The organism is Streptomyces sp. NPDC088116 (assembly GCF_044741745.1).
In the GTDB taxonomy this organism is placed as follows: domain Bacteria; phylum Actinomycetota; class Actinomycetes; order Streptomycetales; family Streptomycetaceae; genus Streptomyces.
In genome coordinates, this window is the sequence record NZ_JBIUTF010000001.1 from 341,211 (window position 1) to 364,942 (window position 23,732).

The window sequence follows — 23,732 nt, forward strand, 5'->3', positions numbered from 1 at the left end:
ATTCCCCACGACTCCCGTCCCCCTTCCCGCGCCCCGTAGCACCCGCCGCATCCGCACCCGTCCCCGCACTCACACTCGCTCCGACCAGCAGTGAAGTCCGCCGAGGAGGCAGCCCCCGTGACCCCCCGTCCGCCGTCCAACCGTCCACCCGAGCCCGAGCGCCCCACGACCGCCCTCCCGGCGCCGGTCCCCGCGCCCGCCGCCGAGAAGAAGCCGACGCGCCGCAAACACCCGAAGGCCTCGGGGGCGCCGACGGGGACCTCGGCAGCGGCGGGGGCCGCGGGCGCGGCATCCTCGTCGGGCGCCGCACCCAGACCGCGCAAGGCTCCCGGCAAGGCCGCCGGCGGCAGGACGCGGGCCGGCGCCGCCGCCGGCCGCGAGGCCCGCACGGTCCGGGCGGCGCCGCCCCCGGCCGGCGATGACCGGGAGCGGCTGCTGGCCGGTTCGCACCACGACCCGCACGCGCTGCTGGGCGCGCACCCGGTGCCCGACGGCGTCCTTTTCCGGACGCTGCGGCCGTACGCGCGCGCCGTGACCGTCATCGCCGAGGGCGTCAACGTGAGAGCCGCGCTGAACGACGACGGCGACGGCTTCTTCTCCGGTGTCCTGCCGCTGCGCGCCGTACCCGAATACTCCCTCCTCGTCCGCTACAGCGATGTCACGGAGGAGCTGGACGAGCTGGAGGTGCAGGACCCGTACCGCTTCCTGCCCGCCCTCGGGGAGCTGGACCTGCATCTGATCGGCGAGGGCCGGCACGAGGAGCTGTGGCAGGCGCTCGGCGCCCGGCCCATGGTTCACCAAGGGGTGACCGGCACCCGTTTCACGCTCTGGGCGCCCAACGCCCGGGGCGTCCGGGTGACCGGTGACTTCACGTACTGGGACAGCACCAGCCTTCCGATGCGCTCGCTCGGCGCCACCGGGGTGTGGGAGCTGTTCGTGCCGGGGGTCGGCGAGGGCGCGCTCTACAAGTTCGACATCACACGCCCGGACGGGTCGCGCACACTGCGCGCCGACCCGATGGCCCGGCGCACGGAAGTGCCGCCCGCGACGGCCTCCATCGTCACCGAGTCGCACCATGTGTGGCACGACGAGGAGTGGATGGCGCACCGCGCCGACCGCCCCGTGCACGCGGCTCCGTTCTCCGTATACGAGGTGCATCTCGCCTCCTGGCGGCCGGGCCTGACGTATCGTCAGCTTGCCGCTCAACTCCCCGCGTACGTCAAGGATCTCGGCTTCACGCACGTCGAGCTGATGCCGGTGGCCGAGCATCCCTACGGCGGTTCGTGGGGCTACCAGGTCACCGGCTTCTTCGCGCCGACGTCCCGGATGGGCACGCCGGACGACTTCCGGTATCTCGTGGACTCCCTGCACCGCGCGGGTGTCGGGGTGCTGCTCGACTGGGTGCCCGCGCACTTCCCGAAGGACGAGTGGGCGCTGGCCGAGTTCGACGGCCGTCCGCTGTACGAACCCGCCGACCCGCAGCGGGCCGAGCATCCGGACTGGGGCACGCTGGAGTTCGACTACGGCCGCACGGAGGTACGCAACTTCCTTGTCGCCAACGCCGTTTACTGGTGCGAGGAGTTCCATGTCGACGGGCTGCGCGTCGACGCGGTCGCCTCGATGCTCTACCTCGACTACTCGCGCGAGGAGGGCCAGTGGACCCCGAACGAGCACGGTGGCCGGGAGAACCTGGACGCCGTGGCGTTCCTCCAGGAGATGAACTCCACGGTGTACCGCCGCTGCCCCGGCGTGGTGACCATCGCCGAGGAGTCCACCGCGTGGAGCGGTGTCACCCGCGCCACCCACCATGTGGGCGCCGACGGCTTCGGCGGGCTCGGCTTCGGCCTGAAGTGGAACATGGGCTGGATGCACGACTCGCTGGAGTACGTCTCCAAGGAGCCGATCCACCGCAAGTACCACCACGGCGAGATGACCTTCTCCATGGTGTACGCGTACAGCGAGAACTACGTCCTGCCGATCTCCCACGACGAGGTCGTGCACGGCAAGCGCGCGCTGGTCTCCAAGATGCCCGGCGACTGGTGGCAGCAGCGCGCCGACGAACGTGCCTATCTCGGCTTCATGTGGGCGCACCCCGGCAAGCAACTGCTCTTCATGGGGCAGGAGTTCGCGCAGGGTGCGGAGTGGTCGGAGAGCCATGGGCCGGACTGGTGGGTGCTCGATCCGTCGTACGAGGCGGAGCCGGACCACCGGGGCGTGCGCGATCTGGTCCGCGAACTGAACACGGTGTACGGCGCTACACCGGCGCTCTGGCAGCGGGACACCGAACCCGAGGGCTTCGCGTGGGTGGACGGCGACGCGGGTGAGGACAACGTCTTCGCGTTCCTGCGGTTCGACGCGGCGGGCTCACCCCTGCTGGCGGTCTCCCACTTCTCGCCGGTGGTCCGCCATCAGTACCGCATCGGTGTCCCCGAGGGGTTCTCGGCCTGGACCGAGGTCCTCAACACGGACGCGGGGCGCTACGGCGGCAGCGATGTGCGCAACGAGGACCCGCTGAAGCCGGAGTCGGTGTCCGCGCACGGCCGTCCGGCGAGCATCCAGCTGACACTGCCACCGCTGGCGACGCTCTGGCTACGGCCTTCCTGACGTACCATCAGGCACATTTCTGACGTACCATCAGACGCAGTCGTGGCCCCGCCGGATCCGCTCTCCGGCGGGGCCACGGCGTACCCGGACGGGGCGTCGATCACCGTGAACGGCTGATCACCACTCACCCGGTCACCACTGGTCGGCACGGCACGTCGAGGGGCCCGGAGCACTGGCTCCGGGCCCCTCCTCAGTGCCAACGGCCCACGCCTCAGGCGTCGCGGCCCGTCGCCAGTGACGCCGGCCGGGCCGGGACCGCCTCGTCGCGTACGATCCCCAGCCGCTGAGTTGCCCGCGTCAGCGCCACGTACAGGTCGTTGACACCGCGCGGTGAGCCGTCCAGGATCCCCTCGGGATCGACCACGATCACCGTGTCGAACTCCAGGCCCTTCGCCTGCCGGGCGTCGAGCAGGACCGCGTGGCGGGTGAGGTCGGGCGTCGCTCCCCAGGAGGCGTCGGGCAGTTCGGCCGCCAGCGCGGGCAGCAGCGCGGCCGGGGCGATGACCGCGACCCGCCCCTCGCGGCCCTCGCTCGCGTGTTCCGCGGCCAGTTCGGCCGCGGTACGTGCCAGGGCGGCGCTCTCCACCGCCCGTACGACCGGGCCGGTGCCCGTCGAGCGTACGGACGTCGGCGGCTCGAAGGACGGATCCGCCAGCCGCCGCACCTCGGCCGCGACCTCCATGATCTCCGTCGGCGTACGGTAGTTGACGCCGAGCTTCGTCAGCTCCCAGCGGTCCCCCGCGTACGGCTGGAGGATCTGCTGCCACGAGTCGCAGCCGGCCGCGTCCCCGGTCTGGGCGGGGTCGCCGACCAGGGTCATGGAACGGCTCGGGCAGCGGCGCATCAGCAACCGCCAGGCCATGGCGGACAGTTCCTGCGCCTCGTCCACGACGATATGGCCGAAGGCCCAGGTACGGTCGGCGGCGGCCCGTTCGGCGGCGCTGCGGGTGTCGAGTTCCTCGTGCCGGTCGGCGAACCGTTCGGCGTCGATGATGTCGTGCGCGGCGAGGACCTCCGACTCGTCGTCGTCCTTGTCCTCGAACTCCTGCGTACGGGAGCCGTACGACAGCTCCAGCACGCCCTTGGCGTAGTCGATCCGCTCCTGCCGCGCCACCGCGGCGGCGGCGCGGGCCGCGGTGTCGTCCTCGCCGAGCAGCTCGGCCGCCTCGTCCAGCAGCGGCACGTCGGCCGGCGTCCAGTCGGTCCGCGCGTCGGTCCCGGTCCGGGGCCCGGGGCGCCGTACGGCGGCGGCGTCGCGCGCGCCGAGCCGGCCCGGCTCCGCCAGGAATTCGGAGACGAACCCCTCGGGGGTGAGGCCCGGCCACAGCGACTCGATCGCGGCCTGCGCCTCGGGGCTGGTGGCGATCTCCTTGCCGAGCTGGGCGATGTCGGTGGGGTCGAGGAGGTTGGGCCCGCCGAGCGGGTCGGCGCCGATCCGGTCGGCGAGCTGTTCGGTCAGCGCGTCGATGATCCGGAAGGCGAAGGTGGGCCGGGCCAGGTTGTGCGGCAGCCCGGTGTCCCGGGCACGCTGCCTGGCCTCGTCCGCCATGGCCCGGTCGAGCAGGAGCGTGCCGTGGTCCTCGTGCGCGATCTCGATGGCGGTGTCGGGCAGGGTCTGCCGGTCGCGCAGCTCCTCGGCCAGCACCCGCGCCATCCGGGCCCGGCCCTTGATCTCGGCCGCTTCCGGGGTGTCCGTACCGGTGGCGCGCACTCCGGGGAACAGCTCCCCGGTCGTCGCCAGCAGCACGCCGGTCTCGCCGAGCGAGGGCAGCACCTCGCCGATGTAGCCGAGGAACGCGGGGTTCGGACCGACGATCAGCACGGCGCGGCGGGCCAGCTGCTCGCGGTACGCGTAGAGGAGGTAGGCCGCGCGGTGCAGCGCCACGGCGGTCTTCCCGGTGCCCGGACCGCCCTCGACGACCAGTACCCCGCGGTGGGGTGCGCGGATGATGCGGTCCTGCTCGGCCTGGATGGTCTGCACGATGTCGCTCATCCGGCCCGTACGGGCGGAGTTGAGCGCGGAGAGCAGCACGGCGTCGCCGTCCGGGTCCTCGAAGCCGGTGCGGGTGGTGTCGCTGAGATCCATGATCTCGTCGTGCAGCGCGGTGACCTCGCGCCCGTGGGTGGTGATGTGACGGCGTCGGCGCAGCCCCATCGGGGAATAGCCGGTGGCCAGATAGAAGGGGCGTGCGACAGGGGCCCGCCAGTCGATCAGCAGCGGGGTGCGCTGCTGATCGTCCCGCCGCATTCCGATGCGTCCGATGTGATGACTCGTGCCGGGACCGGGATCGCCGTCGACGGTTCCGACAGCTCCGGATTTCCCGTCACCGATTGTTTCCCCATTCGCGGTTTCCCCGTTCGCGAGATCGATCCGGCCGAAACAGAGCCCGGACTCGACGGCATTCAGTGAGGCCACCCTGCCGGAGTGCTCCGCGACGCTGATGTCCCGTTCGACACGGGCCTGCCGTACGGTGCTGACCTGAGCGGCCGACGCGTCCACGGCAGCCTCCGCCTGCTCCCTGAGGGCATCGAGGCGCTCATAGAGGAGGGAGACGAATTGCTGCTCGTTCCGCAATTCCCGCAATTCCTCGTTTGACAATTCAGCCCCTGTTCGATACGCTACTTCTTAGCCGCCTGATGCATGCCCTCATTAAATCAGGACATGGAAACATTCAATATACGCAGACGAACACCCCGGCCGTCAATTCGGTTCCGGGGATTTTTTGTGTCCGGACCTCACGGGTCCGCACCACGGGGCGTATCGGATCTGTATACTCGTTGTATGCAACCGTGGGGGCAGTCGTGACATCAGGCCGGGAGAAGGCATACGCGTTTCTCAAGGACAACGTCCTCACCGACCCGGACATGCAGGGCGGCTTCCTCTCCGAGCAGGAGATCGCCGACCGCATCGGCGTGTCCCGTACCCCCATCCGCGAGGCGCTGCTGCTGCTCGCCGCCGAGGATCTCGTACGACTCGTCCCCAAGCGCGGGGCGCAGATCGTACCGCTGTCGGGGCGCGAGATCACCGAGTTGATGGAGCTGCGCGGCATCGTCGAGCGGTACGCGGCCGAGCAGATCATCCCTGAGGGCAAGGCGCCCGTGGCCGAGCTGTCCGCGCTCCTGGAACGCCAGCGCACGCTCAGCGGGCCCGAGCACGCCAAGGAGTTCATCGCCGTGGATCACCTCTTCCACGCGACGATGGTGTCGGCGGTGGGCAACGCGCTGCTCAACCGGCATTACGACGGTCTGCGCAGCCGGCAGATCCGGGCCGGGGTGGTGGCGCTGTACAACCAGTACGGACGGCAGAAGTCCGTACTGACCGAACATCAGGCGATCGTGGACGCGATCGCCGCCGGTGACGCGGGGGCCGCGCACACCGCGATCGACAGCCATCTGGAGACGACGCTCAAGGTACTGCTCGCCGGTTAGGCCTTTGGGGCCGACCGTATGTCGGCCCCAAAGGCCCGCGCCCGGCGTGCGCTTGCGGCGCTCAGTCCGAGGCGGGGCCCCCGGCCGGGGACAGCCTGCGGTTGGCCAGCACCGGGATGGCCCGGCGCACCGAGGCGACCTCGTCGAGGTCCAGATCGGCGATCAGCATCCCCGGCGCGTCTTCGAGGCTCTGCCGTACGGATCCGTCCGGCCCGATGACCGCGCTGTAGCCGATCCCGGTCGGCGCCTTCGACGTCGTGGGGGTCCCGGACGCCGCCGGGTCCGCCTGGCCGACGGCTGCGAGCCAGAGCGTGGCGTCGAGCGCGCGGGCCCGGGTCAGCAGCTCCCACTGCTCCCGCTTGCCGGGGCCCGCGCCCCAGGAGGCGAGGAGCAGCGACGCGACCGCTCCGGCGTCCGCGTGCGCCCGGAACAGTTCGGGGAAGCGGACGTCGTAACAGGTGGCGAGACCGATGCGGGTGCCGTCGACATCGATGGTGACGACCTGGGAACCGGGCGCCACGGTGTCGGACTCGGCGAACCCGAAGGCGTCGTAGAGATGGATCTTGTCGTAGGACGCCTCGACCCCGGGGCCGGTGGCGAGCAGGGTGTTGGCCACCTTTCCGTCCGGGGCCGGGGTGAACATGCCCGCGACCACGACCAGCCCGGTGTCCTTCGCGATCTGGCGGACGGCCGTGGCCCACGGGCCGTCGAGCGGTTCGGCGACCGGGCCCAGCGGGGTCCCGAAACAGGCCATCGATGCCTCGGGGAAGACGACGACGCGGGCGTCCGCCTCGGCCGCGCGACGTGCCTGTTCGCGCAGGAGTCCGAGGTTCTGCTCGGGGCGGGGGCCGGTGGTGATCTGGCTCAGTGCGATGCGCATGGGCGCTTCCTTCGGCGAGTGCGGGTACGGGGTGCGGGTGCCGTTGCCGGGGGTCTGGGTCCTGTCCGGTCGGTCTTCGCCGGGCCCGCAAGACCGACCGGACAGGACCCAGGCGGTCTACGCGGTCTGCGAGCCCACCGGCCGGTCCGTGCCGGCCGCGTCGGTCTCGTCCCCGCCCAGGTCCTCGTCGTCCGCGTGGGTGCCGTCGCGGCCCAGACACAGCCCGATGATCGTGACGGCCGCGGTGACCGCCACGTAGAGGGCCAGCGGGATCCACGAGTTGTACGCGTCGAGCAGCGCGGTGAACAGCAGCGGCGCGACGGCACCGCCGATGACACCGGCGAGCGTGTAGGCGAGCGAGGAGCCCGTGTAGCGCAGCCGCGGGGAGAACTGTTCGGCGATGAAGGCCGCCTGCGGCCCGTACATCAGCGAGTGGAGGGCCAGCGCGACCACGACACCGAGCGCGAGCAGCGGCCAGCTCCCGCCACCGATCATCGGGAAGAACAGGAACGGCCAGATGCCGGCCGCCAGGGCGGAGACGCCATAGACCAGGCGCCGGTTGACGCGGTCGGACAGGGCTCCGGCGAGCGGGATGAGGAAGACCTGGAGGGACGAGCCGATGAGGACGGCGGCCAGCGCCGAGCCGCGTGACATGCCCAGCTCGCCGGTCGCGTAGGTCAGTACGAAGACGGTGAACAGCGCGTACAGCACATCCGGCGCGACCCGGCTGAGGATCGCGGCCGTCAGGGCGCGGGGGTGCGTGGTGAGGACTTCCCGGATCGGCGCCTCGGGGCGCTTCTTCTCGGCTTCCATGGCCTTGAAGACCGGGGTCTCCTCGAGCTTGGCCCGGATCCACAGGCCGAAGAAGACGAGCACTCCGGAGAGCAGGAACGCCACGCGCCAGCCCCAGCTCAGGAACTGGTCCTCGGTGAGCAGCGCGCCGAGGGCGGCGAGGACGCCGTTGGCCATGAGGTTGCCGGCCGGCGGGCCGATCTGGGCGGCCGAGGCGTAGAAACCGCGCCGCCGGGGGTCGCCGAACTCGCTGGAGAGCAGTACGGCTCCGCCCCACTCGCCGCCGACGCCGACGCCCTGGGCGAAGCGCAGGATGACGAGGACGATGGGCGCGGTCACGCCGATCGTGGCGTAGGAGGGCAGCAGACCGATCATCAGGGTGGCGGCCCCGATCAGTACGAGGGTCGCGATGAGGACCTTCTTGCGGCCGATCTTGTCGCCGAGGCGGCCGAAGACGAACCCGCCCAGAGGCCGGGACACATAGCCGACGGCGTACGTCGAGAAGGCCAGCAGCGTGCCGGTGGCGGGGTCTTCGGAGGGGAAGAAGACATCGCCGAAGACCAGCGCGGCCGCGACGGAGTAGATGGCGAAGTCGTACCACTCCAAGGCGGTTCCGGTGAGGCTGGCGAAGAAGGCGCGGCGGACCGCGGACCCGCCGGGCGGGGGCTTTTCGGTGCTCGTGGTGTGGTTCACGACTTCCGTCCTTGGGGTGGGCACGTTCCGGGCTTTTGGGGTGGCAGCGTTCCGTTCTCGGGTGAGGCACGCTATCGACCTTCCGGCATACTTCTTGTATACAGGTCGTATGCGCAAGCCTTCCGCGCAAAGTTAACCTCCCTGATACCGCGAACGATGTGGAGACCCTCATGGCGCTGCTGACCTTCGAACTGCCCGATGGCACCACCCGGCGGGTCGATGTCGTCCAGGTGCTCAACGCCGGCTACGCCGGACGCAGCCAGGCCGACGTGGCCGCGCATGTCGCCGAACTCGCCGAGCTGGGCGTGCCCGCGCCGTCCGTGACACCCGCGCTCTACCCGGTTTCCCCGTACCTCGCCCAGCACACCGATCAGGTCAGTGTGCAGCATGGCCGCACCTCGGGCGAGGCCGAGTGGGCCCTGGTGGTGGACGGCGACGGCGAGCTGCTGCTGACGGCCGCCTGCGACCACACCGACCGCGAGCTGGAGGTGCACGGGGTGGCGTGGAGCAAGAACGCGAGCCCCGACGTGCTCGCCCGCCGCGCCTGGCGCCTGGCCGACGTCGAGGAGCGGCTCGACGGTCTGACGCTGCGTGCCTGGGTGACCCAGGAGGGCAAGGAGACCCTCATCCAGGACGGCACGCTGGCCGAGCTGCTCACCCCCGGCTACTGGGCCGACGTACTGCGTGAGCGCGGCGACCTGGTGCCGGGTACGGTCCTGATCTCCGGCACGATCCCCATGGCGGAGGGCGTGGACCAGTTCGCCGAGCGCTGGCGCGTCGAGCTGAGCGACCCGGCCACCGGGGACACGATCGACCTGGCGTACGACGTGGTCCCGATGCCGAAGCCGATCGGCTGACCTTTCGCGGGCCGGGAACCACGGGGATCCCGAGGGGGCGCCAACGCCCGGCGACGCCCCCTCGGCCCCCGTCCTGGCCGCTCCCACACCGTTGCCGAACTGACTCGAGAAGCGTCAGAGCACGTCCGCCAGCTCTTCCAGCAGCTTGCGCTTCGGGCGGGCGCCGACCACCGACATCACCGGCTCCCCCGCCCGGAACACCATGAGCGTCGGCATCGCGAGTACGCCGTACCGCATCGCGACCTCCGGGTTGCTGTCCACATCGAGCTGGACGACCTTGATCCGGTCGGCCTCTTCCTCGGCCAAGGCCCTCAGTACCGGGGCGAGTTGGCGGCACGGTCCGCACCAGTCGGCGGCGAACTCCAGCAGAACCGGGAGCTCGGATTTCAGCACCTCGTGGTCGAAGTCCGCGTCCGTCACCTCCATGACTACCGCCGTCGGCACGGTCCTCGCCGCCGTCGCCGCTGCCGTCACCGTTCCGACGCCTGCTGCCTCGATCATGTTTCTTCGCCTCCATGGCTCTCGTCGCTGAGTGCGTATGCCGTCAGCTCACACCGTGGTTCAGGACCGCCCGGCACATCCGCTCCGGCCGCCAGCCCGGCCCGTGCCTCTTCCGCCCGTGCGAGCTGGGACCCGACCTGGGCACGTACCGACTGGAGCTGATCGATCAGGCCGTCCAGCTCGGTGAGCTTGCGGCGGTACACGGCGAGCGAGGCGGGACAGGAGTCCCCTGCCGGATGACCGGCACGCAGGCACTCGACGAACGGCCGCGTCTCCTCAAGGCCGAACCCGAAGTTCTGAAGGGTCCTGATCTGCCGAAGGAGCCGCAGATCGCTCTCGTCGTACGTGCGGTAGCCGTTCACCGCGCGCCGGGCGGGCAGCAGCCCACGGGACTCGTAATAGCGCAGTGCCCGGGTGGTCGTCCCGGCCCGCTCCGCCAACTCGCCGATTCGCATGTCCTCGACCGTAGGGCTTGACGCCGACGTCAAGGCAATCGTCCCGGGCAGGTGAGCACCCCCCCCCCTTGTGCCGGCGGCCCGAGGCGCAGCCATTGACGGTCCTTCCGGCTCCGGCTACAAGACTTACTGAGAGCGCTCTCAACCCCCTCGGCACCACCTCAACGGAGGTGTTCCCTTGAGACCGATCCGCATCAGAAGTACGAGCCGCGCCACACGTACGAGCCACGCCACGCCTACAGGCAGTGCCACACGTACAGGCAGCGCCACACGCACATCCCGCCGCATCCCCCGCACGCCTCTCCTCGCGGCACTCCTGGCCACCGCCGTCGCCCTCGCCGGGTTCGTCGGCATCACGAGTGCCGATACCGCGCGGGGCGCCATGCCGCCCGCGCCCGGCTGGAACCTGCAATGGAGCGACGACTTCGAGGGCGCGAACCGTACCCTGCCGTCCTCCGCCAACTGGCAGACCGACACCGGTCACAGCTATCCGGGCGGGCCCGGCAACTGGGGCACCGGCGAGATCCAGAACTACACCGCGAGCCCTGACAACCTGAGCCTGGACGGCAGCGGCAATCTCCGTATCACCCCGCTCAGGGACGGCGCGGGCAACTGGACCTCGGGCCGGATCGAGACCCGGCGCTCCGACTTCAAGGCTCCGGCGGGCGGCACGCTGCGCATCGAGAGCCGCATCCAGATGCCGAACGTGACAGGAAACGCCGCGCTCGGCTACTGGCCCGCCTTCTGGGCCCTCGGCGCTCCCTATCGCGGCAACTACTGGAACTGGCCCGGCATCGGCGAGTTCGACATCATGGAGAACGTCAACGGGATCAACTCGGTCTGGGGCGTGCTGCACTGCGGCGTCAACCCCGGAGGGCCGTGCAACGAGACCACCGGTCTCGGCGCCAACCGCGCCTGCCCCGGCTCCAGTTGCCAGTCCGCGTTCCACACGTACCGCTTCGAGTGGGACCGCTCCGTCAGCCCCAACGAGCTGCGCTGGTACGTGGACGACCAGGTCTTCCACAGCCTCCGGCAGAACCAGTTCGACGCCGCCACCTGGTCCAACATGACCGAGCACGCCGGGTACTTCATCCTGCTCAACGTGGCGATCGGCGGCGCCTTCCCCGACGCGCTCGGAGGCCGGACGCCGACCGCCGAGACGGTTCCCGGACGGCCCATGCTGGTCGACTACGTGGCCGTGTGGACGCGCGGCGGCTCGACCGGGGAGCCCACCGATCCGCCCACGGGTTCCTCGCAGTTGTACGCACGGACGGGCGCCGCCCTCGGCGACTCCACCGGCTCGTCCGCGACCGCCGCTCTCGCCACGGCGGGCGGTGCCAACCACGACGGTGATCCGCACAACCCGGCCACCTTCACCTCCGGCGGGATCACCCGGAAGTACAACGGCGGCTCCACGCAGTTCGACCTGTTCGTGGACGCGGGCACGGTGGTCGGCAACGGGTCGCAGGTCAGGGTGAGTTACGACCGTACGGGCGACGGCACCTGGGACCGGACGGAGACGTACCAGTACTTCGCGACCGATCCGCTCCCCGGCTACGAGCACTACACGCAGGCACGCGGGCTCAAGTCGTCCACCGGGACGCAGGGCGATCTGGTGAACGGCAAGGTGCGGATCGAGGTCTGGAACGCCATCGGCAACGGCGCCGGCACGCTCGGAATCGGCAATCAGTCGGTGGTCCGCGTCCCGTTCGACTGACACACGAACGGGACGGGGACGGAGGACGAAGGCGGTGGCGGTGGCGGTGGCGGTGGCGGTGGCAATGGCGGTCGCGGTGGCGGAAAGGAAGGGCCGTCAGGCCAGCAGCTCGGCGAGCCGACGCCATTGTGTACGGGGCAGCGCTGCGGGAGCACCCGGAGCGCTGCCAGGAGCGACGATCTGGAGAGCGACATGGTCCGCGCCCGCCGCGTGGAAGGCGTCGATGCGCCGGCGGACGCTGTCGTCGTCACCCCAGGCGCAGACGGCGTCGACGAGCCGGTCGCTGCCACCGTCCGCGAAGTCGTCCTCGGTGAAGCCCAGCCGCAGGAAGCTGTTCGTGTAGTTCGGCAGGGTCAGGTACATGGCGAGGTAATCACGGGCGGTGGCGCGGGCGGTCCCCGGATCGGAGTCCAGCACGACCTTCAGCTCGGGCGCGAGGAGCGGGCCGGAGCCGAGCAACTCACGTGCCTGCGCGGTGTGTTCGGGGGTGACGAGGTACGGGTGGGCTCCGCCCGCGCGGTCCCGGGAGAGTGCGAGCATCTTCGGGCCGAGGGCGGCCAGGACGATCCGCCCGGCCGGCACACCGGCCGTTTCCAGACCGTCGAGGTAGCCGGCCATCGCCGAGTAGGGCCGCCGGTACTGTGCGGCGAGCTTGGCGTGGCTGGCGCCGATACCGAGCAGGAAACGGCCGGGGTGCGTGGCGTCCAGCTCCAGGAAGCGGGCGGCGGCATCCGGCGCCTCGTACTGCCAGATGCTGAGGATGCCGGTGGCGACGGTGAGCCGTGACGTGGCCCCGATGAGGGGCCGCGCGTGCTCGACTCCGCTGCTGCCGCCGAGCCAGACGGCTCCGAAGCCCAGCTCCTCCAGCTCGGCGGCCGCTTCGGGAATCTCCGCGCGCAGGGCGGGTTTCTCGGAACGCAGTTCCCCGCTCCAGATCCCGTAACGGCCCACCGCGTCCTTCAGAGCGACCATCGTCCTGTCTCCTTCGTACCCTCGGCATCCGGCCGGGTCCGTCCGGGTCCGGCCATTGGTCCTGCCAACCCGGGGCGTCCGGCGCTTGTTCCGGCCCCTGGATGGCACGGCAAGACCCAGGGTGCGGCAGCAGGCGGCGTTTTCGTGGTCGCCGGTGGGCGCGAGTCGCGGATACGGATGGGCGAACGCCACGGGCAGGGGTGGGCGCGTCACGGGTACGGGTGGGCGCACGTCACGGGTGCCGTCCGGGCACGCGCGTCACAGGGACCCGTCCGGGCCGGGTACACCTCACCCGGCCCGGACGGGTCCAGAAGGACCGGGGCGGCGCTACCGCCCGGTATCGCCGAGCGTGAAGTGGAAGATGCCCCAGGTGAGGTACTCCTCCCGACCGCCGTCGACCCAGTGGCCGAGGCCCTTCTTCATCTGGGTGAGGTAGTCGTGGCTGATTTTCCTGGTCAGCCCCTCGGCCTCCTGGTGCCTGGTCTCCTCGAGCACCCGCGCGTAGTGACTCACCAACTGCTCGCGATGCTCCTCGAAGCCGCCCTCGGCGGCGGTGAAGCCGAGCCTGGCCAGCTCGCGCGTGTAGAAGCCGGGCGACCCCATGTCGTCCAGGTGGATGCGGTCGAGGATCGGCCGCAGCACTCCGGTGGGACAGCCGTCCACCGACATCGGGTCGGTGAAGATGAGGTGGCCGCCGGGGCGCAGCACCCGGGCGATCTCCTCCAGCACCCGGACGCGGTTCCCGCTGTGCAGGAAGGCGTCCTGGGACCAGACGACATCGACCTGGGCGTCGCCGTACGGGATGTCCTCGAAGGACCCGTCCACCACGTCGATCCGCTCGGAGAGACCGCGCGCCGAGTTCAGCTCCCGGTTGCGTTCGTTCTCCACCTCGCTGAGGTTGAGCGCGAGAACCCGGCTGCCGTATGTCTCGGCCAGATACCGGGCCGAGCCGCCGAAGCCCGAGCCGAGGTCGAGCACCACGGACTGCTCCGTCAGCTCCAGTTTCGAGGCCATCCGCTCGACGGTCCGGCGGCTGGCGTCGGCGATGGGCTCCGCCGGGCTTTCATAGAGCCCGATATGGATGTCCTCACCGCCCCACACCGTGGCGTAGAAGGCGTCGGCGTCGGGTGAGTTGTAGTAACTGCGGGCGGTACTGACCGCGCCGGTGTACCGCTCTTTCTCCTCGTCCTCCACCAGATACTCCTTCTCCGCCACGTGTACGAAGAAGTCCGGCTGGTCACCTCGGTAGGTGTGCTGGAAATCTCCGAAGGTCTCGATGCGCTGGAATCCTACGTCGGACATGAGCCGACGGGTGTAGTCCTTTCGGAGCGGGAACATATTGAGGTGGTACACGGAGTCGTCCGCGAAGGTGTACCGCATGCGGCACAGTCCTTCGTCGACGTGCTCCGGCTCCACGCTGACGTCCTCGCCGCAGTAGTAGTACTTGTGCTTGCTGCTGTACCCGTCGTCCAGCATCGCATCGTAATTGCGCTGGTCCAGCACGAGAATTCCGTCGTGCTTGAGCATCGCGTAGAACTCGGCCAGCGCCTTGCGCCGGTCGCGCTCCGAGAAGAGGTGGGTGAAGGAGTTTCCGAGGCAGACGATGGCGTCGTACTCCCCGTGGACGTCCCTGTTGAGCCAGCGCCAGTCCGCCTGGACCACGCGCAGGATATGACCGCCCCTCTTCATTCCGTTCTCGAAGGCCATGGCAAGCATGTCCGCGCTACCGTCCGCGCTGACGGTATCGAATTCGGCCGCCAGCAGCGTGACGGAGTGGAATCCGGTGCCCGTCGCGACATCGAGCACGCTTTTCACGCCCCGCTCGCGGAGCAGGTCGATGAAGAAATTTCCTTCACTCGCCGCCCGTTTCTCCCAATCTATGAGGGAGTCCCATTTCTCGACGAAGCTGGGGACGTATTCCTCGGTGTAGTGTCCGGTTTCTCGTACTTCAACAGGGTTGTCACCAAACTCTTGGACCTGTTGCACAGTGCTGGGAACCCTTCAGCTGTGGAGAAAACATGCCCTGACGCGGCACCCCGAAAGGATCATGCTCCGGGTCTCTGGAGCCGACGCGCCTCAGCCCATCGCTGTCCAAGACCGAAAATTCCATGCCTCCGAATGTTGTATACAGAGGCAGAATTGACACGTGTAGGCGCTCTGGCCAGCGCCTTTCCCGCCTGAGATTCTTCGGGGCAGCGAGTCCGGGATCTCTGCATATAGGACATGATGGTCCGACTCGGCCGCTGATAACACCTGGACCTCGGTCATCTCGGCTCAACGGCCCGCGCCGCCGTCACTCAGGGCACGGCGAAGCACCCGCCCCGCCCCACGCATGGCGGCCCCGTACCCGCTGATCGGCTCTCCCTACCCGTAGTACTTCAGAGCTACGTACGGCATGCCCTCCCGAGCGGGACGCCGACCACGAGGCGTGACTCATAGATTCCGTTCCGGCAGCACGACACAGTTCCGGTACGGAAGGACCACCCGCCATGGCGTCCCGCCCCCTCAGAAGCCGCCTGCGCCACGCCCTGCTCGCCGCGTTCGTCACCGGATCGGTGGCCGTGCCGGTGTCGGGTGCGGCCCGCCCCGCGGCGGTCGCGGCGCCCGTTCCGGCCGGGGCCGCGCTCGCACCGCTGCGGGCAGCGGACCCCGTCGCCCTGGCCGAGCGGTACGCCGTCAACCGCGCGGGCATCCGGGCGGCCGAGCGGATGGCCGCCGAACATGGCGACCGCGCTCGCGCCGCCGCGCTGCGCACCATGGCGGGCCGGACGCGTCACTTCCTCTCCTTCGACGGCCGCGACGGCGGCCGGACCGCCGAGGTCTTCGGCGACCTGTCCCGGGCCGGGCGGATCGCCGTACTGGTCCCGGGATCGGACACCGGCCTGGACACGTACCCGCGCTTCCGGGCGGGCGCCATCGCCCTGCGACATCAACTGCACGACAGCGAGCGGGAACCCGGGGACGCGTCCGCCGTGGTCGCCTGGCTCGGGTACAGAACACCCGGCACGGTGAGCCCCGAAGCGCTGACGCCCGGCGTCGCGGACGACGCCGCCCCCGGGCTCCGCCGCTTCGTCAGGGAGCTGGCCGCGACCAGGCCCACCGCCCGGATCTCCCTCCTCTGCCACTCCTACGGCTCCGTGGTCTGCGGACGGGCCGCGTCCGGGCTGGAGGTCGCGGACATCGCCCTGTTCGGGAGCCCCGGCGCCGGTGTCGGCAACGCCGCCGCGCTCCGTACCCGGGCCACCGTCTGGGCCGGCCAGGGCGCCGACGACTGGATCGCCGATGTGCCGCACACCCGGCTCCGCCTCCCCTTCACCACCGTCGGGTTCGGTACGGACCCGGTCTCGCCGGAGTTCGGCGCCCGGGTCTTCGCCGCGGGCGACGGCGGTCACAGCGACTACCTGAAGCCGGGCTCCGTACCCCTGGAGAACCTCGCCCGGATCGTCTGCGGACAGCACCCCTCCGCCGAACAGCGCCCTTCGGCCGGGCCTCGCCCCTCCCCCGGACGGCTACGCCCAGGCGCTCTGTCCGGGACCGCTGAGGGGCATGCACGTGCGTCTTTCAAAAGGTGAGCAGGATCTTGCCGAGCACTCCGCCTGCTTCGAACCGCTCGTGGGCTCTGCGGACCTCGTGGAAGGGGTAACGGTGCGCGATGCGCAGCCGGAGTTCGCCTCTGTCCACGAGGGCCACGAGCTGGGCGAGGTGATCCTGGTCCTCCTGGACGTAGCTCTTGGCTGCCCCGGGGATGTCGGGCAGGGGGTGGTCGGCGATGGAGACGTACCGTCCCCCTGGCGCGAGGGCTTGGCCCGCGTCGATGCCCGCGGTGTCCAGTACGGCCGCATAGATACGGCGGGGGAGGTCGGCCGGGGTGTGCCAGACGTGTTCGGCGCCGAGTTCCCGGGCCGCGTCGAGGTGCTCGGGGCGTGAGACCAGGGCATCGACCGTAGCCCCGGTGTTGCGTGCGAGCTGGACGGCGATGCCGCCCACCGCACCGGCCGCGCCGGTGATCAGAACGCGGTCTCCGCTGGTGACCGCCGCCCGGTTCAGGGCTTGCAGCGCCGTCACTCCGGCCAGCGGCAGTGCCGCGGCATCCGCCGGCGGCAGTGTGGTGGGTGCGGCCGCCAGCAGCCGGGCGGGCAGAGCGACCTGCTCGGCCCAGGTACCGCGGCCGGTGGCGATCTGTGCGGACATCGCGATCACCTGGTCCCCGGGGCGGTAGCCGGGGTGGTCGGCGGCGGTGACGACTCCGGCCAGATCCCACCCCAAGGTGGCGGGGAGTTCGGGCCCGACGTCCCATGCGCGGGTTTTCCAGTCCACCGGGTTCAGACTGCTGGCGACGGTACGGATCAGTACTTCGCCGGGTCCTGGAGTGGGCGGGGGAACCTCCCGGACGGACAGGACTTCGGGCCCGCCGTGACGAGCGATTCGGATCGCGTGCATGGCGACCTCCTTTGCGAGGTGAGTGGACGGGGAATCAGGCGGCGATCGGGGCTTCGTGTCCGGCGTCCTTCGCCGACGTCCGTGTCCGGGGCAGGACGAGATAGGCCAGGGCCAGTCCGATCAGGCTCAGTACGGCGCCCGCCGGGCCGGTCCACCGCAGAGCGCCGGCGGCGACGATCGCGCCGCCGATGACCGAGCCGGCCGCGGCTCCGAGGTTGAAGGCGCCCACGTTGACGGAGACCGCCAGGTTCGGCGCGGCGCCCGCGTGGTGCAGGATCAGTCCCTGAAGCGGGGCGATGGTCGCTGTGGCGAGCAGGCCGAGGACCAGGACCGCTGCCACGGCGGTGGGCTGCCACACCATGGCGAACGGGACGAGCAGGAGCGTCTCCGCCAACCCGCCGAAGACCCCGCGTACGGTGGCGCTCATCGACCTGTCGGTCAGCTTTCCGGCGGTGAGGTTGCCGAGGAAACTGCCCGCGCCGTAGGCGAGCAGCAGAGCGGAGGCCGCGGCGGCGGAGAAGCCGGAGACGCCGGTCAGCAGCGGGACGATGTAGGTGAACACCGTGGCGACCCCGGAGAAGCCCACCACGGTGGTGGCGATGGCGAGCATGACCGGCCGACGTGCCACTGCGCGTATCTCGTCCCGCAGTCGCGTGGACCGTGTCTCCTGCCGGGGCAGTACGGCGGCCAGGAGCATGGTGCCCACGAGGGACAGAACGGTCAGCACGGCGAACGGGCCCGCCATCCGGCGCCCTGCCCGAGCAGTGCCCCCAGGGGCACTCCGAGGAGCGTGGCCACGGTGAAGCCGGAGGCCACGGTGGCGATGGCCGAGCCCGTCTTCTCGACCGGGATCATCCAGGTCGCCGTCACCAGCGCCAGCGCCAGGAACGCGGCGTGACTCAGCGAGGTCACCACGCGGCCCACCAGGAGCAGGCCGAACGACGGCGCCACGGCGCTGATCGCGCTGCCCGCCGCGAACAGCAGCATCAGCGCGACGGCGAGCCCCTTGCGCGGCAGACGCGAGGTCAGCAGGGCCATGAGCGGCCCTCCGGCCACGACTCCGAGCGCGTATGCGGTCACCGCTTGTCCGGCGGTGCCCACGGAGACGTCCAGATCCTCGCCGGCCTGCGGCAGCAACCCAGCGATCAGGTACTCCGACGTACCCACGGCAAAGACACTCGCGCACAGTGCGGCGAGCGTCGCGAACCCCTTGTTCACCTTCATGACGCAGACGCTAAAGTCTCACACCGGTATGAGAGTCAAGACGAACGGGCAAAGCCCGCGCGACCATCAGGAGGTCCGTGTGCGCATCGGTGAACTGTCCCGGCGGACCGGCGTGGCCGTGCACCTGCTGCGCTACTACGAAGAACAGGGTCTGCTCCACCCGCGGCGGCGCCCCAACGGTTACCGGGAATACGTCGAAGAGGACGTTGCCGTCGTCCGCCGCATCCGCGGCCTGCTGGCCGCCGGCCTGGGCACTTCAACGATCACCACGGTCCTGCCGTGCCTGCGGGACGGCGGCGACCGTCTCGTCCCCACCTGCTCGGACCTGCTCGCCGGCCTCCACCAGGAGCGCGACCGCATCGCTCAGGTCATCAGCGACCTTCAGGCTTCCATGGACGCGCTCGACGACGTCATCGCCGCGGCCCCGGCCGACGTCACTCGCGGGGCACCGGCCTCACCCGACGTGTGAACGAATCGGCTCTCACCAACGTCCGCCGGACCCGGGTCCGAAGCCGATCTCGCAGAGCCGCCCGTGTCCGAAGTGTCTGCCGAGCGCGGACATCCGCACCGGCTGTGCCCGTTGCTCACACCTCAGGCAATGAGCGCTCGGGGACTCGGGGAGTGAGCCGTCGAACCTCCGGCTTCCCACTCATAGTCAAATCGTATTGCGCACAAACGAATTGCCGACTGACTTTAGTCGCGACGAAAAGGCGCAGCCACCCTTTGGCAGGTAAACGCCATTGGTCATACTCCGGCCCCATGCAAGCTGGCGCCGATACGACACGAACACAGCCCATTTGCCTGTACCACGCCCCCGTACGGGTGAGGATCTCCGATCCTTCTGGCCGCTGCCTCGCTCGAAGTGCCATAAAGGACAAGGCAATTCGCCCGCACAGAAGGAGGAATCCATGTACGAACTGCGCAACAAGGCCAGGGGCATCGCGGTCCTCGCGGCACTCATGGTCGCCGGCACCGGAGCCGTGACGGCCACCCCCGCCATGGCATCGCCGTCGGACGTGAAGGCAGTGAATTTCACGGGCACGGTCACCGCGAGAGACTTTGTGGCCATCCGTGAGGAGCCGAGGGTCAGCGCCAAGGAGTGGGGCCGGATCAACTCGGATCGCAAGGTCCGGTTGGACTGCTTCGTGCGGGGCGGCAATGTCGAAGGCAACCACAAGTGGTACCGCCTCTCCGGACAGATCGGCAAGTACGTCTCGGCGCGTTGGGTCAGCGCGAGTGGCGTACCGGAGTGCAGGCTCTGACGAGTCCGTCCAGTAGCCGCGGCCACTGTCGCACCCTGCGGTGACCTATCCGTGAAGCGCCGGATCATCGATCCCCCGACCCATTGATCCGGCGCTTCACGGCAGCCCGCGCGTCACCCTCCACGCTTGGTGGCAGCCCGGCACGTCATCCTCCACACTTGATGGCGGCCGGCGCCGTTACTCGCCCGCGTAGGCCTTCTCCAGTGCGGCGATGTCGAGCTTGTGCATCGACAGCATCGCCTCCATGGTCCGGCCCGCCTTCTCCGGATCCGGGTCACTGATCATGTCGATGAGTCCGCTGGGGACGACCTGCCAGAACACTCCGTACCTGTCCTTGACCCAGCCGCAGTCGGATTCCGCGCCCCCTTCGGAGAGCAGACGCCAGTAGTGGTCCACCTCGTCCTGGTTGTCGCAGTGGATCTGGAACGAAATGGACTCGTTGAAGGTGAACAGCGGCCCGCCGTTCAGCCCCACGAACTTCTGGCCGTTGGCCTCGAACTCGACGGTCAGCACGGATCCGACGGGCCCCGATCCGGCCTCGGTGTGCCGGACGATCCGGCCGACCTTGGAGTCCTTGAAAATCGAGGCGTAATAGTTCGCCGCCTCTTCCGCCTGACCGTCGAACCACAGGCAGGTGGTAAATCCCTTGGTAGCCACGCGGGCCTCCTCGTGCGAGTTGTGCGAGAACGTCTTCACCCATACCGACCCCCGCGCCGCCCGAAACTCATCGGCGGCCGAGCGCGAAGGGGCGGGCCGAAACTTCCGGCCCGCCCCTTCGCGCTCACCCGTTCCCGGTCAGCTCATCGAGCGTCAGGTCAGCCGGTCAGGTTGATCATCAGCGGCAGTGTGACGAAAGCCAGCACAATGCTAATGATCACGGCCGAGGCGATGCGGTGTTCCTCGCTCTTGACGTGCTGCGAGGCAAGCATCATCGGTACGGGCGAAACAGGGAAGGCGACGATCAACGCCGCCTGCGCCGCGACCTGTTGCGTGGTCAGCAGCAGGCCGATGCCGTAGGTGAGCAGGGGCAGCACCACCACGCTGCACAGCGCGATGGCGAACGCTCCGGCGCTGAGCTGGGGCCTGCCGACGCGCGCGAGAGTCACGCCCACCGACAGCAGCGCCACCCCGGAGGCGGCCTGTCCCACCAGGTTGAGCGAGGAGTTGATCATCTCGGGTGTGTGGATCCCGGTCAGCGCGAAGACCAGACCGAGCAGCGGAGCCCAGGCGAAGGGCTTGCGCAGGGGCTCCAGAATCCGCAGCCAGGTGGGCTTGGGCTTGGCGCTACCGCCGTCGGATGACGGTGCGTCGGCATGCCCTCCGGCACCGTCCGGCGTTTCGTCGTCCGGCCATTCGCCGCTCGACGATCCGGTCCCGGCGGAGGAACCCCCGACAGTCGCCGGCACCGGGACGCGCCGGGACCCGCTCCGGGCTCCGGGCACCGAGGCATGTGCCGACGCGTCCGACTCCTTTGTCGCTTCCGTCGCGTCCGCGCTCTTCCGGTCGAGACTGATCAGGATCAGCACGGCAGGATCGAGGATGACATTCACCATGATGCCGGCGATGGCGATCGGGATCGCGGCAGCAGCCGCGCCGAACAGACTGCCCAGAATCGTGACGCCCATGAAGGCGTACTGAGGCTGGACGGACGCCAGCGTCAGGATCGCCGCCCTCTCGGTCGGCAGGTGCCCGATCGTCCGCAGTCCGATAAAGATCAGTACGTAGAGGCCGAGCAGCCCGAGTGCGAGCATCCCGACGAGGGGCCCCTGGCTGAGCAGAGTCTGGCGCGGGGTGTTCATGATGCTCAGGAACAGTGCCGCCGGAAGGGCGAACTGCATCGTGAGCACCGTGAGCGCACCGCCGCGGTCCCCGCTGAAGGCCTGTCCTCGCCCGGCCCCGTAACCGAGGGCGATCACGAGGAAGACAGGCACGATGATCGTGAAGATATGAGAGAAGCTCACAGTCTTTTTCCCTTGCGTCTGCTGTTACGGGCGTCAGACTGGCTTGACCGGGCTGTAGTCCGGGCTCCACATGGCGTCTCTTACGGTGGTCTCGAGGTCGTCGCCGATGGGCGCGCGCGCCACACCGTCACGCTCCGCGGCGCGGGCCACGGCCACGGCGACTGCGGTGGATGTCTCGCGCAGGCGGTCCACCAGGGGAAGGATGGGCGACCCGGGGGTCGTCGGATCGACCATGGCGGCGATCTGCTGGGCGGCGGCGAGGAACATGCCCTCGGTGATCCGGGTGGCACGCGCCACGATCGCGCCGAGCCCGAGTCCGGGGAAGACCAGAGCGTTGTTGGCCTGGCCGATGACATGGGTGACGGAGCCGTGCTCCACCGCCGGGAACGGGCTTCCGGTCGCGATCAGGGCCCGTCCGTCGGTCCACCGGACCAGGTCCTCGGGCTTGGCCTCGGCCAGCGGCGTCGGGTTGGACATGGGGAGGATGACGGGCCGCTCGGTGTGTGCCGCCATCTCGCGTACGACATCCTCGGTGAAGGCACCGCCCTGGCCCGAGGTACCGATGAGGATGGTGGGACGGGCGCGGCGGACGACCTCGGCGAGCGTGATGCCGCCGACCTGCGCGTCGCGCTCCCAGTCGGCGACGTCGGCCGCCTTGCGGGCGTACCGCAGCCGGTGCTCGTCCAGTCCTTCGGCATCGTCCACGACAAGGCCGTACCGGTCGATGCACCAGAACCGGTCCGACGCTTCCTGGGGGTCGAGGCCGTCCGCGATCAGGGCGTCGCGCAACTGGTCGGCGATCCCGAGTCCGGCCGAACCGGCGCCGAAGATCACCACGCGGTGGTCACGCAGGGGCGTCCCGGTGACCCGGGCGCCGGAGAGGACGGCCGCCAGGTTGACCGCACCGGTGCCCTGGATGTCATCGTTGAACGTGAGGGCCCGGTCGCCGTAGGTGTCGATGATGCGGCGGGCGTTGGAGGACCCGAAGTCCTCCCAGTGCAGCAGCGCGTCGGGGAAGACCCGGCCGGCCGCGGCGACGTACTCGGCGATGAACGCGTCGTACGTCTCACGGTCCACGCGCGGATGACGGTTGCCCAGGTAGAGCGGGTCCTCCAGCAGCTCCTGGCGGTTGGTGCCGACATCGAGGACGACCGGCACCGCACGCGCCGGGTCGATGCCTGCCGCCGCCGTGTACACGGCCAGCTTGCCGATGCAGATGTCCATGCCACCCACACCCCAGTCGCCGATCCCGAGGATGGCCTCGCCGTCGGTGGCGACGAGCAGATCGACGTCCTGGGGGCCGAGACCGCTCGCACGCAGTGCCGGCTCGATGTCCTGAGGGGAGTCCACGGAGAGGTAGACGCCACGGGAGCGCCGGTACTCATGGCTGTAGCGCTCGATCGCGGTGCCGACGGTGGGCGTGTACACGATCGGCAGCATCTCGCTCAGATGCTGTCCGAGCAGCCGGTAGAACAGCACTTCGTTACGGTCCTGGAGGGACCGGAGATACACGTTCTTGTCCAGGTCCGTGGCCTTGGCCCGGTACTGCCCGTAGGCCCGGATCACCTGCTGGTCCAGGGTCATCACCTGGGCCGGGATCAGGCCGGTGAGCCCGAGACGGCGGCGCTCGCCATCGGTGAACGCGGTGCCCTTGTTGAGCCGTGGGTCACTGAGCACGGCGCGCCCGCGGGAGGTGGTCTCCCAGGAGTCGCCGCTGGGATCCCATCGTGTCGCCTGGATGACGGAGGAGGTTGGGTCGGCTTCCTTCGCTTCAGAGAGAGGGTCGCTCTTCATGGCAGATTCCTTGCTGAGGGTTCACTTCACGGGGCGGATGGCACCCCAGAAATCACGGTATCAACATGTTGAAAGCCGAAACACTTGACCCCCGCGTCACCGCGAAACGCCTGCTCACAGCCCTCGGGCCGCCCCGTGAAACACCCCCGAA

The 23,732-nt window shown here is 69.7% G+C and carries 18 protein-coding genes and 1 pseudogene; 7 read left to right on the forward strand and 12 right to left on the reverse strand.

Features of this window, described 5'->3' with window-relative positions; translation table 11 throughout:
* Window positions 1-117: 117 nt before the first annotated feature.
* The gene (gene glgB, locus ACIOJD_RS01465) at window positions 118-2,604 is read left to right on the forward strand and encodes a 1,4-alpha-glucan branching enzyme (protein ID WP_401907647.1); all 2,487 of its coding nucleotides are present in this window, start codon (window positions 118-120) and stop codon (window positions 2,602-2,604) included.
* Window positions 2,605-2,815: 211 nt separating this feature from the next.
* Here glgB and ACIOJD_RS01470 read toward each other — a convergent pair whose 3' ends face one another.
* Window positions 2,816-5,179: a HelD family protein gene (locus tag ACIOJD_RS01470; RefSeq protein WP_401907648.1), complete on the reverse strand. Its 2,364-nt coding sequence runs from the start codon at window positions 5,177-5,179 to the stop codon at window positions 2,816-2,818.
* Between the two features lie 227 nt (window positions 5,180-5,406).
* Here ACIOJD_RS01470 and ACIOJD_RS01475 point away from each other — a divergent pair, with 227 nt between their 5' ends.
* Complete coding sequence (locus ACIOJD_RS01475; protein ID WP_401907649.1) at window positions 5,407-6,033, forward strand: GntR family transcriptional regulator; 627 nt, start codon at window positions 5,407-5,409, stop codon at window positions 6,031-6,033.
* Window positions 6,034-6,094: 61 nt separating this feature from the next.
* Here the strand turns inward: ACIOJD_RS01475 and ACIOJD_RS01480 are convergent, their stop codons facing one another.
* Entirely contained in the window at window positions 6,095-6,913 is an 819-nt protein-coding gene (locus tag ACIOJD_RS01480; protein WP_401907650.1) for a carbon-nitrogen hydrolase family protein, read from the reverse strand.
* A gap of 117 nt (window positions 6,914-7,030) precedes the next feature.
* On the reverse strand, window positions 7,031-8,398 hold the full coding sequence (locus ACIOJD_RS01485) for an MFS transporter (protein WP_401907651.1): 1,368 nt from the start codon (window positions 8,396-8,398) through the stop codon (window positions 7,031-7,033).
* 170 nt (window positions 8,399-8,568) lie between these two features.
* Between ACIOJD_RS01485 and ACIOJD_RS01490 the strand changes: the two genes are divergently transcribed.
* Window positions 8,569-9,255, forward strand: coding sequence for a DUF2848 domain-containing protein (locus tag ACIOJD_RS01490; RefSeq protein WP_401907652.1), 687 nt, complete (start codon window positions 8,569-8,571; stop codon window positions 9,253-9,255).
* A 114-nt stretch (window positions 9,256-9,369) separates the two neighbouring features.
* On the opposite strand, the gene trxA is transcribed toward ACIOJD_RS01490, so the two are convergent.
* Window positions 9,370-9,681: a thioredoxin gene (gene trxA / locus ACIOJD_RS01495; RefSeq protein WP_401908861.1), complete on the reverse strand. Its 312-nt coding sequence runs from the start codon at window positions 9,679-9,681 to the stop codon at window positions 9,370-9,372.
* 71 nt (window positions 9,682-9,752) lie between these two features.
* On the reverse strand, window positions 9,753-10,211 hold the full coding sequence (locus tag ACIOJD_RS01500; protein ID WP_401907653.1) for a MerR family transcriptional regulator: 459 nt from the start codon (window positions 10,209-10,211) through the stop codon (window positions 9,753-9,755).
* Between the two features lie 286 nt (window positions 10,212-10,497).
* Here ACIOJD_RS01500 and ACIOJD_RS01505 point away from each other — a divergent pair, with 286 nt between their 5' ends.
* Complete coding sequence (locus ACIOJD_RS01505; RefSeq protein ID WP_401908863.1) at window positions 10,498-11,928, forward strand: glycoside hydrolase family 16 protein; 1,431 nt, start codon at window positions 10,498-10,500, stop codon at window positions 11,926-11,928.
* Between the two features lie 96 nt (window positions 11,929-12,024).
* Here ACIOJD_RS01505 and ACIOJD_RS01510 read toward each other — a convergent pair whose 3' ends face one another.
* Both ACIOJD_RS01510 and ACIOJD_RS01515 read right to left on the reverse strand, forming a co-directional pair.
* Window positions 12,025-12,900 carry an LLM class F420-dependent oxidoreductase gene (locus ACIOJD_RS01510; protein ID WP_401907654.1) on the reverse strand — a complete coding sequence of 292 codons (876 nt, stop codon included), beginning with the start codon at window positions 12,898-12,900 and terminating at the stop codon, window positions 12,025-12,027.
* Between the two features lie 327 nt (window positions 12,901-13,227).
* Window positions 13,228-14,886 carry a methyltransferase domain-containing protein gene (locus tag ACIOJD_RS01515; protein WP_401907655.1) on the reverse strand — a complete coding sequence of 553 codons (1,659 nt, stop codon included), beginning with the start codon at window positions 14,884-14,886 and terminating at the stop codon, window positions 13,228-13,230.
* A 503-nt stretch (window positions 14,887-15,389) separates the two neighbouring features.
* Between ACIOJD_RS01515 and ACIOJD_RS01520 the strand changes: the two genes are divergently transcribed.
* Window positions 15,390-16,472: an alpha/beta hydrolase gene (locus ACIOJD_RS01520; RefSeq protein WP_401907656.1), complete on the forward strand. Its 1,083-nt coding sequence runs from the start codon at window positions 15,390-15,392 to the stop codon at window positions 16,470-16,472.
* Here the strand turns inward: ACIOJD_RS01520 and ACIOJD_RS01525 are convergent.
* Together ACIOJD_RS01525 and ACIOJD_RS01530 are read right to left on the reverse strand one after the other, a co-directional pair.
* Entirely contained in the window at window positions 16,462-17,340 is an 879-nt protein-coding gene (locus ACIOJD_RS01525) for an NADP-dependent oxidoreductase (RefSeq protein WP_401907657.1), read from the reverse strand. The two genes, ACIOJD_RS01520 and ACIOJD_RS01525, sit on opposite strands and share 11 nt — an antisense overlap.
* A 34-nt stretch (window positions 17,341-17,374) precedes the next feature.
* Window positions 17,375-18,564: pseudogene (locus ACIOJD_RS01530) on the reverse strand (MFS transporter).
* A gap of 79 nt (window positions 18,565-18,643) precedes the next feature.
* Between ACIOJD_RS01530 and ACIOJD_RS01535 the strand changes: the two are divergent.
* The gene (locus ACIOJD_RS01535; RefSeq protein WP_401907658.1) at window positions 18,644-19,033 is read left to right on the forward strand and encodes a MerR family transcriptional regulator; all 390 of its coding nucleotides are present in this window, start codon (window positions 18,644-18,646) and stop codon (window positions 19,031-19,033) included.
* A gap of 439 nt (window positions 19,034-19,472) precedes the next feature.
* Entirely contained in the window at window positions 19,473-19,826 is a 354-nt protein-coding gene (locus ACIOJD_RS01540; protein WP_401907659.1) for a hypothetical protein, read from the forward strand.
* A 177-nt stretch (window positions 19,827-20,003) separates the two neighbouring features.
* Here ACIOJD_RS01540 and ACIOJD_RS01545 read toward each other — a convergent pair whose 3' ends face one another.
* From ACIOJD_RS01545 to ACIOJD_RS01555, 3 genes are all read right to left on the reverse strand, one after another.
* Window positions 20,004-20,483, reverse strand: a complete 480-nt coding sequence (locus tag ACIOJD_RS01545; RefSeq protein WP_401907660.1) for a VOC family protein — start codon at window positions 20,481-20,483, stop codon at window positions 20,004-20,006.
* Window positions 20,484-20,641: 158 nt separating this feature from the next.
* Window positions 20,642-21,787: an AEC family transporter gene (locus ACIOJD_RS01550; RefSeq protein ID WP_401907661.1), complete on the reverse strand. Its 1,146-nt coding sequence runs from the start codon at window positions 21,785-21,787 to the stop codon at window positions 20,642-20,644.
* Window positions 21,788-21,820: 33 nt separating this feature from the next.
* Window positions 21,821-23,581 carry an NAD-dependent malic enzyme gene (locus ACIOJD_RS01555; RefSeq protein ID WP_401907662.1) on the reverse strand — a complete coding sequence of 587 codons (1,761 nt, stop codon included), beginning with the start codon at window positions 23,579-23,581 and terminating at the stop codon, window positions 21,821-21,823.
* Between the last annotated feature and the right edge of the window lie 151 nt (window positions 23,582-23,732).